Source organism: Microcoleus sp. S13_C5 (assembly GCF_036700845.1).
In the GTDB taxonomy this organism is placed as follows: Bacteria; Cyanobacteriota; Cyanobacteriia; order Cyanobacteriales; family Microcoleaceae; genus Microcoleus.
Genome location: NZ_JAUBPR010000001.1, coordinates 31,697 through 45,604, shown reverse-complemented (window position 1 = coordinate 45,604; position 13,908 = coordinate 31,697). Strand labels below are relative to the sequence as shown.

Genomic DNA, 13,908 nt, shown 5'->3' with positions numbered 1-13,908 from the left:
GACTACCAGCCACCGTTGGGCGATCGACGTTAAATAGCCATTCAATTTACGTTGGCACCCAAAAATGAAATTAGGATGAAATCTTTTAACTTCCAACCTTGATTAATAAGTTATCTAAAATTGATTAATAAGTCATCTAAAATTTAAACTCTCAAATGACATAACCTGTCTTGCTATTTTTGACAATGCAGCTTACAATAGTTATTATGCAAGCACCAAAACACTACTCGCACGCCCCAATCACCGAAGCCTTGATTGATATACAAGTTAAACTTCCACCCGAAGTTAAACTTGACAATTTGGCGCAGGTGTACTCCAGCATTCAGGCTGAGTATCCTCAGTGTGAAGGAGTGTTACTTTTTCAGGGAGAAATCATGGCAGGTGCTAGTGTTGGGGCAACAGCCAGCCAATCTCCTATTGGCTATAGAGCCTCCCGCAACGACCAAAAACAAATTCTTCAACTGCGTTTAGATGCTTTCGCATTCAGTCGGCTTGCCCCTTACGACTGTTGGGAAAATTTTCGGGAGGAAGCAAAACGACTGTGGAATATCTATCAGTCACTGACAAATCCAGAAGCACTTGTTCGTTTAGCACTCCGGTATATTAACAGGCTAGATATTCCTTTACCGATTGGCGATCTCAAAGAGTATTTGAGGACATTTCCGGAAGTTTCCGCTGACTTGCCACAAGGATTAAGTGGCTACTTTATGCAGCTACAAATTCCGCAAGAAAACTTGGGAACAATGCTGGTTCTCAATCAAGCAATAGTTCCACCTCCCACACCTGATTTTGTTTCTATAATATTGGATTTAGATCTATTTATGGAAGGAGATATTCCTTCTAATGAAATAGAGCTTTGGCACATTTTAGAACAAATGCACGAACAAAAAAACATAGCTTTTGAAGCTTGTATTACAGAACGCACAAGGGAGTTGATTAACTGATGGCTACAATTACCCCCCTACGTCCTAAGGGCGTTTCACCATCACCAAAATTGCTGGTGTTAGAGCCAAAAGCCACAGCTCAATTACAAAGTCCTGAGGGCAGAAAAATTGCAGCACTAGCTGATGAAGTGTTGCGGAATTTAACAGTTGTCAAACAATACTTACAAACTCTAGAAAGCATTGGCGAAATAGACTGGCAGCCAGTACCGCCAAAGCGTTCGGAACGAGTAATGATGCGTGCTCAGTTCAAAGGGCGTAAAAAACCTCTGCCGTATATTTTCGATGAAGAATGAGCGTAGAGCCTTTCTGGGTGCAGATCAATGAATCCACTCTCAGGCAAGGTGATTACCTGCCTGGGTGTCTCGTACCAATACCAGTATTTGACCCAACAAATTTTGGCAAAAACAGTGAAATTCAAGACGTACAAATAGAAGTTAATGAACTCGATTTAATTGTTCTTACCCAAAGCTGCGATCTGGATAATAAAAAAGTAGCTCAGGTAGTGCTGTGTGCAATTTACCATATTTCAGAATTTGAGGAAAATAACGAAGCATTTAAGAAAAAAGGAAAATGGAATGAAGTTTTAAGAGGGAGAACAGAAGGTTTGCACCTGCTGGCATCACCAACGAACCCAGATAATAACAAAGAATCACTGGTTGTAAATTTTAGAGAGATCCAAACCTTGCCTTACGAATATGTGTTGAAACACGCTAGTAATTTAAACGATCGCTGGCGATTAAAATCTCCTTACCTAGAACACTTTTCTCAGGCATTTGCACGTTTATTTATGCGAGTTGGTTTACCATCGGCTATTCCGCCTTTTTAAGTCATTTTATGTATGTTATAATTGCTAGATCAAACAAAATTTTTAGTTCAAGCTCTTGGCTTCTGTCTCCTGACTTTTAACGCGATGGTTGTCATCCCGCAGTGACAATTCATCTACTGTACTCGCGTTTAATGTCGGTGCAGAGACAGAAAAATTATTGTTTCCAGAATCCGCTGCTATTGCTGGCAACTTGCGCCGATTTCCCCACAACACGCCGGCTGTGAAAGTCAGGGATGCGATCGCAACTCCTCCCCCTATTCCCGCCCACCATAAAGACAGGGGTAAATTATTAAAATTAACCTCTGTTACCTTTGGAGTTGCCTTTTTCTTTTCCTCGTCTTTTGAGGGCTTGCTGCCGCCCCGCAAAGATTGTGCGTAAAGTTGAGGTGCTCGCTGCGTTACTATCAAATCTCCCTCGAATACACCCCTCTTCACTTCAACTAAATCTCCTGCCGTTTGACCGAGTTCAATTTCAACAGCTTGATAAGCATTGCCATTTTGGACGTAAACGGTTTTTTTACCGCTAACATCCACTACCGCCGCACTCGGAATTGCTAAAATATTTGTGGCAGTTTTGTCGGTTAAAATCTCCAACTCGGCAAACAGTCCTGGCTTTAATTCACCGTTAATATTATCTAGTTCTGCTTTCACCGGCACCACCCGCGTTTCTCCTGACACGGATGACCCAATTAAGGCGATTTTTCCATTGAAAGTGCGATCGGGTAAATTAGCGACTTTTACCCTGACTTCCTGACCCTGTTTTACTTGATTCAGGTCTTTTTCGTAAATATTGGCTGTGGCAAAAACGCGGCTGTCATTTAACAGACTCATCAACGGTTTTTCAGCGTTTACTGACTCTCCTGGGGTGATTTCGCGATCGGCTACCGTCCCCGAAATCGGAGCAACTACGGTAACGAGTCCTCGATCGTTGGCAACAGTTCCTAATTGTTGGAGCCGCGCTTGGTAGGCTGCGTCAGCCAAGCGAATGCGCGACTGAGCGACTTCGACGGCAGTTTTGCCGCGTTTGAGTTGGTTCTCGGCTTCTAGGACTTCCCGGCGGCTCTGAGCTCTGGTAAGTTGAGCTTTTGCTTCTGCTACTCTGCCTTGAGATTCCCGCAATTCCCGCATAGGGAGGTCTACTTCGGCTTGTTTAATTTCGGTTTCGGCTTTGATAACTTCAGGACGGCTTTTTGCCTTAGCAACAGTGGCTTTTGCTTCGGCGAAGCGGGCTTGCGATTCCAGCATTGTGCGCCGCGCGATCGCTCCTGATGCCGCTAATTCTTTGTCGCGCTCGAACTGTTCTTTAGCAATAGTTAATTCTGTTTCGGCCCGCGCTATTTCGGCTTGCGCTATTTCAACTTGGCGTTGATAGTTTTCTTTAGCGGCTCGCACAACTGAACGCTTGTTTACTAATTCTTGTTCTCGCTGGTACTGCTTAGTTACCGCCGTCAATTGGGTTTGGGCTTGGGCGATTTCTGCTGCGGATATTTGAAGTTGGCGATCGTAATTTTCTCGTGCTAGTTTGAGATCGCCTTCCGCTTGCTGCAAATCTGCCTCAGCTTCCGCACGTTTTGAGAGAGATTCAACCCGCAACTGTCCTAATTCGGAACTCGATAAAACCGCAACTGGTTGACCTTTTGATACTTTGTCGCCAGGCTTAACCAGCAACTCTACTACTTTGCCAGCAACAGGAGCCGTCACTTCGACTTTTTGGTTGGGCAAAGTTTCAATTTGTCCTGTGGTTTTGATGCCGATATCTAGTCGCTGGCGGGCGGCAGGGGAGACTTTAATACCTAATCGTTTTGCTGTTTCGGCATCGACAGAAATAGCAGCAGGAGTTTGAGTTGTTTCGCCGCTTTGGTGAAATTCATCTCCGTGTCCCGCGTGGGCAAAAACAGCGGCGGGAGAAGTTAGCAAAATTAGGCTGAACAAAGTTCCCGAAAAGCTGCTAATAATTGCCGGACATTGAGCATATTTGTTAAATATCATCGTTGGCATTGTCCTTGAAATCAGGTTGAGTGCCACAGGTTTAACGGTTGGTATTTTGCCAAGGTAAGTAAGTGATACCCATTAAGTAAAATTACTTATTAGCATTTTCCAAGAAGCGACCGCTAAGCAATGACCAAGAGCTAAAAATGCTCTACTCAACCTAGTATTTCACGGTCAAATGAAATTAGGATGAAATTTCGCCTCAGCAGCCCAGATGCCCACCGGATTCTAAAATACGAAGATAAGTTTCGCCTAATGACAAGCGATTGTTCTGTAGATTTTTTTCCGGTTTTTTTATCTCTGCTGGCGCTTCAATTTCCTTTGTTAATGCGCTCACTAGCGCCTCTACGGGGGCATTTGATGTATAAGTGGTGTTTAATTCCAAGGTATTCAATATCATAAACTACCCTCTCTTTCTATATAGCTTTTTGCTGAGTTATCTATTACTTTAGAGGTATGGCTGAGCAATTGTCTACAGTATTTTTACGTAACTTTCTACTACTTTAGAGGTAGGGCGGCTCAATAATCTATAGTATGTGTAGCTACTCTCAGGAAACTGAGGTGGATTCAGACAAATGCTGACAGCCACTGTCGAGCTACATTACTTTGTCTACCAAGGTTGTCGCCACTTTTTCATTTGCTCAATTTCTTGCTTTGGTGAAGCAAGTATTTTCGGAACTCTTGAGCTACTGTGATTAATGTCACTCATTTTCGTGATTTTTGTCACGTTTTGTGGAGGTGAGCTAAATTACTGTTTGTACCAAGCTTGCCGCCACTGTTTCATTTGCTCAATTTCTTGCTTTTGCGAAGTCAGAATTTCTTGAGACAATTTCTTCATTTCCGGGCGTTTTGACTTCTTCAAAGCATCTTCAGCCATCACTAAAGCTCCTTCGTGGTGGGGAATCATCGCATTGATAAATCGCAAGTCAAATTGGTCGTCAGCGGCCCCTAAATCCATGCTCATCATCATGCTTTGCATTTGTTCTGGAGTCATGGCCATCATGTGACCCATTGGAGCGTGATAAGCCATCGGGGTACTGCTGGCTTGGGGATACCACGTTTTTCGCCACTCTTTCATTTGATTTATTTCGCGGTTTTGAGCAGCAATAATGTTATTTGCTAGTTTTTTCATTTCCGGACGTTTGGATTTATTGAGTACCTCTTTAGCCATGTTTACAGCACCTTGATGGTGTACTGTCATGCCATCAATAAATCGCAAATCGTAGTCGGCATCAGCCGGGCCTAAATCCATTGACATATCGTGATTCATGCCATGATTCATACCACCCATGCCGCCGCCTTGTGCCACGTCTTGCTTGTTGTTTGCTTGGGTTGCAGCCGTAACGTTTGGGGCTTGAGTTTCGCTGGAAGGGGCCTTTGAACAAGCTGCAAGCACTCCACTGGTTAAAGCGGCTGTGGCGGTCAACATCAGCGCTGCAAAGCCTGTTTTCAATGAAATTGGTTTCATAGAGCTTATATCCTTAAAACGGCCATTTATCTTCAGCTTTTCACATATAAATGAAATTAGGATGAAATTTTTGGGGCGAACTTGTAAAGAATTATTGCTCTGCCCTCGATCGCACTCAAAGTTAAGATTTACAGAACTCACAACCTAATTATGTAGGGTACACAGTGCGCGCCTTACCCCTAGGGGTAGCGTGTCCAACCACTTTTTTCATAATTCCTGATTTATTTTGCAATTCCCCTTGACTCTCCAGTGTACTGGAGACATTACAATACAGTTAATTCATTGATTGAGCAGAGTAGTTTCTGCTGAGGTTCAAATTATGACTTTTCAGCTAAAAGTTCCTAAGATGGCTTGTTCTGCTTGTGCGACTACAATCACAAAAGCAGTCCAAGCCATTGACTCAGCCTCAACGGTTGAGGCTGATCTCAAGACAAAATTGGTCACGATTCACACCGCTAAGTCAGAAAGTGAAGTTAGGAAAGCGATCGCATCGGCGGGCTATCCAACTATTTAAAGACAAAGGGTAAATGTCTCATTGAGGATGGCATCTATGGACAATCTCACACTTAAATTGCGGGGCATGAGTTGTGCTTCTTGTGCTTCATCTATCGAACAAGCAATTCAATCTGTTCCCGGCGTAATTGAGTGCCATGTCAATTTTGGGATGGAACAAGCAACCATCCAATACGACTCCAAGCAAACCAACTTAGAAAGAATTCAATCGGCGGTTGATGATGCGGGATACCAAGCTTTGCCGCTTCAAGAAATGGCGGATGTAGAGGATGATTCCGAAGAAGCCGATCGCAAATCTGAATCTCAAACCTTGCAGCGCAAACTGTGGACAGCAGGTATCATAAGCATCCTGCTATTTGTGGGCGCTATTCCAGCGATGACCGGCTTGCATCTGCCATTTATTCCCGCATGGCTGCACAATTTTTGGCTGCAATTAGTCCTGACATCACCCGTACAATTTTGGTGCGGAAAATCGTTTTATGTGGGAGCTTGGAAATCCCTAAAACGGCGTGTAGCAACAATGGATACCCTGATTGCTTTGGGTACGAGTGCTGCTTACTTTTATTCTGTATTTGTGACAGTTTTTCCCGGTTTCTTCATGGCCCAAGGTTTGACTCCTAGCGTTTACTACGAAGTAGCCGCCAGCGTTATCGCCTTAATTTTGTTGGGGAAAACCCTAGAAAATCGGGCGAAGGGAGAGACTTCGGAGGCAATTCGCAAACTCATGGGTTTGCAAGCAAAAACTGCTCGGATAATTCGCAACGGGGAAGAATTAGAAGTGCCGATCGCCCAAGTGGAAATTGGCGATGTCGTGCAGGTGCGGCCGGGAGAGCAAATCCCCGTAGATGGAGAGGTAATTGAGGGTGCTTCGACGGTAGACGAAGCAATGGTTACGGGAGAAAGTTTGCCCGTCAAAAAGCAGCTTGGCGACGAAGTTATCGGAGCTACAATTAACAAAACTGGCAGTTTCAAGTTTCGGGCGACAAGAGTTGGCAATGATACATTTTTAGCTCAAATTGTCAAGATGGTGCAGGACGCACAGGGTTCAAAAGCACCGATTCAAAAGTTAGCCGACCAAGTGACGGGTTGGTTTGTTCCTGTAGTAATTGCCGTCGCTTTAGCTACTTTTATTATCTGGTTTAACGCGACTGGAAATATCACTTTGGCGACCGTAACAATGGTGGAAGTGCTGATTATTGCCTGTCCCTGCGCTTTGGGTTTGGCGACTCCGACTGCTGTGATGGTTGGCACGGGTAAAGGTGCAGAAAACGGGATTTTAATTAAAGGAGCCGAGAGTTTAGAATTGGCTCACCAAATCCAAATTATCGTGTTAGATAAAACTGGAACTCTTACAGAAGGCAAGCCGACTGTAACTGATTTTGTGACCATTAAAGGAACGGCGAACAGCAATGAGTTAAAGTTGCTGCAATTGGCGGCGTCTGTAGAGCGAAATTCGGAGCATCCTTTGGGGGAAGCTGTTGTGAGGTACGCTCAATCTCAAGAGGTTAATTTGACGGATGTTAAGGATTTTGAGGCGATCGCCGGGAGTGGCGTGCGCGGGGTTGTAGCCGGAAAGTCGATCGCCCTGGGAACGCTGAGGTGGATGCAGGAACTCGGCTGCGATACTGAATATCTGGAACTGCGCGCGAGAGCTTTGGAAGCTGCGAGCAAAACGGTTGTTTGGATGGCGGTAGAGGGCAAAATAGAGGCAATTCTGGGCATTGCGGATGCCCTCAAACCGTCGTCAGCGCAGGCGGTGAAAGCACTTCAAAAGCTCGGTTTGGAGGTGGCGATGCTGACTGGGGATAATCGCGCGACGGCAGAGTCGATCGCCCAATCCGTGGGCATTACTCGCGTTTTTGCGGAAGTTAGACCCGACCAAAAAGCAGCTCAAATTCAAGCCCTGCAACGGGAAGGAAAAATTGTCGCGATGGTGGGAGACGGGATTAACGATGCACCGGCTTTGGCCGCTTCAGACGTGGGAATTGCGATCGGCACCGGCACAGATGTGGCGATCGCAGCCAGCGATATAACCTTAATTTCAGGAGATTTGCAAGGCATAGTTACAGCAATTAAACTTTCCCGCGCCACCATGCGGAACATTCGCGAAAATCTGTTTTTTGCGTTTATTTACAACATCGCTGGAATACCGATCGCGGCGGGCATTTTGTACCCCATTTTTGGCTGGCTGCTAAATCCAATTATCGCCGGTGCAGCAATGGCTTTCAGTTCAGTCTCTGTAGTTACTAATGCTTTGCGATTGCGGAATTTTCAAGCCAAATCTAGTGCATAAATTTGGAGAAATTAGAAAAATGTTACACCATCGTCAAATTTGGGGAAGTCTCGCGAGTTTAGGACTTGTGATGGGAATGGCATCAGGAGTTCAAGCTTCCAAAATGTCCGTGCAGCATTCTACTTCAACGACTCAATTCCGCAGCCTTGAACAGCCACTCGGTTTAAAAGTTGGCGTCACAATAGGTGGTTTAACATTAATTGGTGTGGAATTGTGGTGGTTTTTGTTCAGTAAAGCTAAAGGGCACCAAGCTAAAAATATTCAGGGTATACAAGAATTGACTATTACTGTAGACGGGGGTTATGAGCCTGCCACTGTAGTTGTGAAAGCAGGTCAATTAGTCAGGCTCAATTTCTTGAGGCGCGACCCCAATAGTTGTCTGGAAAAAGTGTTGTTACCAGATTTTCACATTGTCCGCGAATTACCTCTAAATCAGGTAACGGCTGTTGAATTTACCCCTGACAAACCTGGACGATACCTATTTACGTGCGGCATGAATATGTTTCGGGGTGTGGTGGAAGTACAAAGCTAAATCAAATAGACAGTTATCAACCTGCGGCAACTGCGATGGTTGAGTGGCGAGTTTTTTCCGCAGGAAATAGCTACAATAGATGAAAGCTTAAAAAATTTGGAGTGAGCTAAATGCAACTACTACACACGATGCTCCGAGTCGGCAACCTGGAAGAGTCCCTCAAATTTTACACCGAGGTTCTGGGCATGAAATTACTGCGAAAAAAGGACTATCCAGACGGTAAATTTACTCTGGCTTTTGTGGGCTACGGCGACGAATCAGACACTACAGTTTTGGAATTAACATACAACTGGGGCGTCACAGAGTACAATTTGGGAGATGCTTACGGTCATATTGCGATCGGCGTTGACGACATTTACGGTACTTGCGAAGAAATTAAAGCTCGCGGTGGTAAAGTTAGTCGGGAACCCGGCCCGATGAAGCACGGTTCAACAGTCATCGCTTTTGTGGAAGACCCAGATGGATATAAAGTTGAATTAATTCAACTGGAAAATCAAGGTAGCAACACCCAGAAAGTAGCAGCAACAACCGCATCCTAACTTTCTTAAGAGGGGGGAAGGGGAAGGAAAAACTATCTTCCCTCTTCTGTTTTCCTTTTGACAACAGTCGTACCCACAACTGTCAACTGTCAACTGTCAACTGAAACTTTTAATTCGATCGCACCGACGGTACAAACTGTTGCAAATAAATTTTTTGCCACAATATAGAAAAACTGCTCCCTATTTGGCTTAAGCTATCAAATTTAGGAATTAATTTAGATTCTCGGCGCTGGTCTAAAGCAGCGATACCCGAAAAAAATATAGCTAATACTAACAAAAATACTACGATCACACTAAATAAAATAGTCCAATAAACTAGAAATTCACTTGTGTAGCTGACCCCGAATATCCAATTAATCACTAAATCCGATAAATACAAAAACAGCCCTACTGAAAACCCCACCCTAAATAATAGCCACGTCCACTTAAACATATCTGTTGCAGTCTTGCTATTTTTGGACGCAGAAAGTTCTAACTCTCTAATTTGACTGTTAATATTTGAGGTGATTTCATACAACGTATACTGCAAAGAATCTCTGATATAATTGAGTTCATTGTCGAGGTTTATGCACTGCTCGGAGGTACTTTTATCCAAGCTCAGGTTTTGGATTTTTTGGCGGTGCGCCGCCAGTTTATTGTCGAGAGTGTAATCCCATTTTTCCAGCCGATCTACCGTCAAATACAAAAGTTCCCTATTAGCATCTAACAAGCTCTGGCAATTTATGATTGACTTAACTAACTTGCTGAGATTGTTGATATGCTCCTCTAGGGTTTGTTCGTATTCCCTTTGTTTAGCTGACAAGAAACTTGCGAGTTCGACATCGCGATCGCCGCACAGCGACAAAGCCTCACAATACAAGTCGTCAATTTCCATTTTACCGAAATATAGTGCCGCTTTGTACTCCTCGATTTCGGGAAGAGTCAGGGATTCTAAAGGCTGATATTTTACATTAAATTTATATAGGAGCGCTGTCAGAATCTGCGCCGATTTTCGCTCCAGCTTGTCTTTGTAGGGTGCTAAAATAAGGGCAGCTAAATTTTTGACTCTCACTTCCTGGTGGTGCAGAAACTCAAAAATTTTGGCAAGTATTTTGGAGAATTCCCAGTCATTAAACTTATTTTCCGCAACTTCCAAAAAGTTTGTTACCGCTGCATCGTTTTCGGCATTCAATTCGTAGGAGTCCCTAAGTGCGATCGCAGCAAATACTCGATCGATCCAAAACAGATATTCTTCGCAATCCATTGGCAGGCTCGGCAGCAGCCAGCTCGGGCCGTACACCCAAAAATCGAGACAATTTTCATATTCCTTACCGCTGTCATTTCTGCTGCTGTCGTCCAAAGCAAATTTGTTGCTGGCTAACAGTTTAATTTGCTCTTCTACAACCAGCCGCTCAATTTCCCCTGCATTGATTGTGACATTGACCGCACTTTCCTTGCCTTGCCCTGCTTCATCCAACCACATTGACTTAATACTAACAGCCGCAGACCACCGAATTAAAGGAGTCGAGCCCCCTTGCGCTTCCACTTCTAACGCCGCCAGCAGATTTTTGCTAAAATCCCTTGCTCTAGCCGCTCTCTCACTTGATATCAGTCCATCTCGCACCTTCCCAAATGCCTGAATTGCCAAAGCGCGAAACAGCAAATTCGGATGCGGTTTTCTGACGGATTGCGGTATATTTTCCCTTAATATTCCGCTTTTCGGTAGGCCCAAAACTTCAGCAAAAGGCTCGATCCCGCACTGTCGCAGGATTTCTTCAACAGTGTTTATTCTTTGCCAAGGTTGAGTATCTTTAGTGAGAGTGAAGATTAGCGCTGTGCCACTGCATTCCATTGACTCAGGGATGCTGGTGCGATCGAGTTTCCACAGATTCTTCGTCATAATTTGTCGCTATGACAATTACTAGATCTTGACCCCATTGTTTGATGCTCAATCCAATTTTACATCTACTGCTGCTTTTTGTCAAAATTAGTCCTCGACACATATGGAATTAGAAACCCGGTTTCACGAGTAAATTTCTCATAACTCAAGCCGAGATTTCCCCTATAAACCTGGTTGAACAAGGCAAATGTGCGTCCCGAACTAAATATATTATTTTGCAATAATTGGTCAAATGTCCAAATTTTATGTTGGGCAACGAAACCCAACCTACTAGAGTCATTTCTTTGTCGGATCTTTTAAGATTTTGTCGCTTACCATTTGGTCAACGATTAAGTCACTGATAATTTGAGCTCCGTGGGAGGTAAAGTGCAAGCCGTCATTACTTTTCACATAGCCTCGCTTACCAGATTTATTAGCCACTACAGGCACAAATTTTCCGGCTTGTCCAAATGTCTCCCAAGTAGAAATAAATTCGATTTTGGATGAAGATTTGCTCGCATTTTTATAAATCGCGTTCATGATGGGAAAAGCTTTGAGATACGAAGAGTTGTTAGGTATCGATTGACCAACCCAATACACTTTTCTCACGGATGACGACTCAAGTAAATTGGCATATTTTTCAACTCTTTCTTGATAAGCTTTTTGCCATTCTTTGGTCATAATTCTCCAGGCTTTTCCTTGAAAATCAATGATATTTTGACGGTCATTGGTTCCGAACAAAACTATCACTACATCCGGCTGGTAATTATTAATAATTTGGCGAGTTCTGGCATACCAATCATAATAATCAATCCGATTTAATCCGGTCGAAACCTTGTAGTCTATTGTCGTATCGGCGATATTGTATTTTTTCTTAAGAGTGTACTGGAGTTGAATTCCTAAGTCGAACATTACGGAATCTCCAATAAATAAAAATCTGCGATAAGGTCTGGTAAGTTTAGGTTTAGCTGGGGTTGGTTTTTTAGCTGGGGTTGGTTTTGGGGGCTGAACGGCCGCTTTTGTTTCGGTTTTTACAGGAGGAAGTTCTGATTCTTTGGGTAGGCTATCGAAGTTAATATCTTTAATTTTGCTCCAAAAATCTTGTTCGGATTTTCGGAAACCGTCTATTTCGATCTGACGCGCGGCTTGTTTGATTTCTGGACTGGCGAAAGGAGTTGAAGCAAAGCTTTTGAGAAATAATGATAAGTTTGAAAATATTAAAGTGAGAATTACAGAAGTAACAATCAGCAAAATTTCCCGGTCTTTCATATTTCTTAGAAATTAAAGTAAATAAAAGGCGGAACGGTACTCGGCCCCAACATCAAGATAGTATACACGAGTAACGAAACTAAGACAACCCGAAAAAAAATGTTTTTTAATGACAATATGGTTTGCAATAGTTGGGAGATGCGATCGCCCCACAAGTTGATCGCGCCAATGACTGCAATTACTAAATACAATTGCCAAAAGTTAAATTGAAAAGTGGCTACCGCAGGATGGACAATTCCTTGAAAAAAACTCAGCGCCGTTTCCCAGTTGGGAGTGCCGAAAAATACCCAGCTACAAGTAACAAAAGTAAATGTTAGCAGCCAACTGAAAAATTTAGCCAATCTGGGAAAGGCATAGTCTAATTTAAAGTGGATAGCTTGGGGGAGATCTTTACATAAATGGTTGACAATTAATCCTAAACCGTGAATTGCTCCCCAGAAAATAAAGTTTAAACCTGCGCCGTGCCACAATCCACCGATCGCCATTGTTAAAAATAGATTTAGGTACTTCCTCAACTTGCCGTATTTGTTGCCGCCAAAGGGAAAGTAAACGTAATCCCTCAGCCACTCGGAAAGACTGAGGTGCCACCTTTTCCAAAATTCTTGCAGGCTGAGCGATCGGTATGGCATATTAAAGTTGGCAATGGGTTGGAAACCCAGCAAACAGGAGATGCCGTTGGCTAAATCCGAGTAGCCGCTGAAATCTACGTAAATTAGACAGGAATAGGAAATTGCCGCGAGGATTAAATCGATGCTGCTGTATTGCTGGGGGACTTTGAATGGCAAGTCAGTGAAGTTAAACAAAAAGCTCGATAAAGTATATTTTTTGAATAGTCCAGACAAAATCAAAACTATAACTTCTTCAATTTTATAGTCGTATTTTTCCGGTGAATTTAGCTGCCCGTAAAATTCGCGAGCTCGCGAGATTGGCCCGGAGGCAATTTGCGGAAAGTAGGTAATGTAGGCGGCATAGTCTACAAATTTCGGACAAGGGATTTTTTGCTGGTAGCAGTCGATTAAATGAGAAATCATTCTAAAAGTGTAGAAAGACACGCCGACGGGGGCGATTATTTGCAAAACTGGAAAGTTGGCTGGAATTTGTAGCTGGTTCAGTACCTCAAATAAAGAAGTTACAAAAAAGTTGCAATATTTAAATATCCCGAGATAGCCAATGTTGAAAATTAGACCGGAGATTAAAGCAATTTTTTTATACTTACTGTTGCAGAGAACCCGGAGAATGATATAATTGTAGACTGTAGATAAAATAAGGAGCAAGAGAAAGTCAAAACTCCAAAAGGAATAAAATAATAAACTGGAAACTAACAAGACAATTTTATACAAATCGACTTGGGGTTTCACAGAGACGATCAGGCTAAAAATAATTAGGAAAAAAACTAGAAACTGGTAAGTGGGAAATAGCATAAGTCTCAGCCGATAAAAAATCTTGTTTCTGGCAATATTTTTATAAGTACGACTAGCCAACCTATCCCGAAGGGAATCGCTAGAGTCGGTCTGACCGCAGCAAATTTCGGGGTGGATTGCGGACTGTAAGCTTTTGTAAGAGGTCAATTAGGCCACAACTTCCGCCCTAGTTAACCGCACTCATAAATTCATAATCCTGTTTAAAGATTATGATGGTTGTGAGACGATGTATTAACGGATAACAACAGGAATCCCC

Annotated in this window: 13 protein-coding genes; 7 read left to right on the top strand and 6 right to left on the bottom strand. The window is 43.3% G+C overall.

Annotated features, from left to right (window positions below):
* The first annotated feature begins 206 nt into the window (after positions 1–206).
* The 3 genes from QUA04_RS00210 to QUA04_RS00200 are packed head-to-tail and all read left to right on the top strand — an operon-like array spanning position 207 to position 1,770.
* Positions 207–944, top strand: coding sequence for a TIGR04255 family protein (locus QUA04_RS00210; protein WP_333252641.1), 738 nt, complete (start codon positions 207–209; stop codon positions 942–944).
* Entirely contained in the window at positions 944–1,237 is a 294-nt protein-coding gene (locus QUA04_RS00205) for a hypothetical protein (RefSeq protein ID WP_333252639.1), read from the top strand. Before QUA04_RS00210 ends, QUA04_RS00205 begins: the two co-directional genes overlap by 1 nt.
* Complete coding sequence (locus QUA04_RS00200; RefSeq protein WP_333252637.1) at positions 1,234–1,770, top strand: hypothetical protein; 537 nt, start codon at positions 1,234–1,236, stop codon at positions 1,768–1,770. Before QUA04_RS00205 ends, QUA04_RS00200 begins: the two co-directional genes overlap by 4 nt.
* 42 nt (positions 1,771–1,812) lie before the next feature.
* Here QUA04_RS00200 and QUA04_RS00195 read toward each other — a convergent pair whose 3' ends face one another.
* The 3 genes from QUA04_RS00195 to QUA04_RS00185 form a co-directional block, all read right to left on the bottom strand.
* Complete coding sequence (locus tag QUA04_RS00195; RefSeq protein ID WP_445242267.1) at positions 1,813–3,768, bottom strand: efflux RND transporter periplasmic adaptor subunit; 1,956 nt, start codon at positions 3,766–3,768, stop codon at positions 1,813–1,815.
* A 193-nt stretch (positions 3,769–3,961) separates the two neighbouring features.
* Positions 3,962–4,159, bottom strand: a complete 198-nt coding sequence (locus tag QUA04_RS00190; RefSeq protein ID WP_333252635.1) for a hypothetical protein — start codon at positions 4,157–4,159, stop codon at positions 3,962–3,964.
* Positions 4,160–4,507: 348 nt separating this feature from the next.
* The gene (locus QUA04_RS00185; protein WP_333252633.1) at positions 4,508–5,227 is read right to left on the bottom strand and encodes a DUF305 domain-containing protein; all 720 of its coding nucleotides are present in this window, start codon (positions 5,225–5,227) and stop codon (positions 4,508–4,510) included.
* A 319-nt stretch (positions 5,228–5,546) separates the two neighbouring features.
* On the opposite strand from QUA04_RS00185, the gene QUA04_RS00180 reads away from it, so the two are divergent.
* The 4 genes from QUA04_RS00180 to gloA all read left to right on the top strand — a co-directional run bounded on the left by QUA04_RS00180 (position 5,547) and on the right by gloA (position 9,104).
* Complete coding sequence (locus QUA04_RS00180; protein WP_333252630.1) at positions 5,547–5,741, top strand: heavy-metal-associated domain-containing protein; 195 nt, start codon at positions 5,547–5,549, stop codon at positions 5,739–5,741.
* 36 nt (positions 5,742–5,777) lie between these two features.
* A complete protein-coding gene (locus QUA04_RS00175) occupies positions 5,778–8,033 on the top strand; it encodes a heavy metal translocating P-type ATPase (protein WP_333252628.1) in 2,256 nt (751 codons plus the stop codon).
* 19 nt (positions 8,034–8,052) lie between these two features.
* Positions 8,053–8,565 carry a cupredoxin domain-containing protein gene (locus QUA04_RS00170; protein WP_333252626.1) on the top strand — a complete coding sequence of 171 codons (513 nt, stop codon included), beginning with the start codon at positions 8,053–8,055 and terminating at the stop codon, positions 8,563–8,565.
* 110 nt (positions 8,566–8,675) lie between these two features.
* On the top strand, positions 8,676–9,104 hold the full coding sequence (gene gloA / locus QUA04_RS00165; RefSeq protein ID WP_333252624.1) for a lactoylglutathione lyase: 429 nt from the start codon (positions 8,676–8,678) through the stop codon (positions 9,102–9,104).
* A gap of 109 nt (positions 9,105–9,213) precedes the next feature.
* On the opposite strand, the gene QUA04_RS00160 is transcribed toward gloA, so the two are convergent.
* From QUA04_RS00160 to QUA04_RS00150, 3 genes are all read right to left on the bottom strand, one after another.
* Positions 9,214–10,983: a hypothetical protein gene (locus QUA04_RS00160; RefSeq protein ID WP_333252621.1), complete on the bottom strand. Its 1,770-nt coding sequence runs from the start codon at positions 10,981–10,983 to the stop codon at positions 9,214–9,216.
* A gap of 276 nt (positions 10,984–11,259) precedes the next feature.
* Complete coding sequence (locus tag QUA04_RS00155) at positions 11,260–12,231, bottom strand: DUF459 domain-containing protein (RefSeq protein ID WP_333252619.1); 972 nt, start codon at positions 12,229–12,231, stop codon at positions 11,260–11,262.
* A gap of 5 nt (positions 12,232–12,236) precedes the next feature.
* Positions 12,237–13,652 (bottom strand): MBOAT family O-acyltransferase, encoded by a 1,416-nt coding sequence (locus tag QUA04_RS00150; RefSeq protein ID WP_333252617.1) that lies wholly within the window; start codon positions 13,650–13,652, stop codon positions 12,237–12,239.
* Between the last annotated feature and the right edge of the window lie 256 nt (positions 13,653–13,908).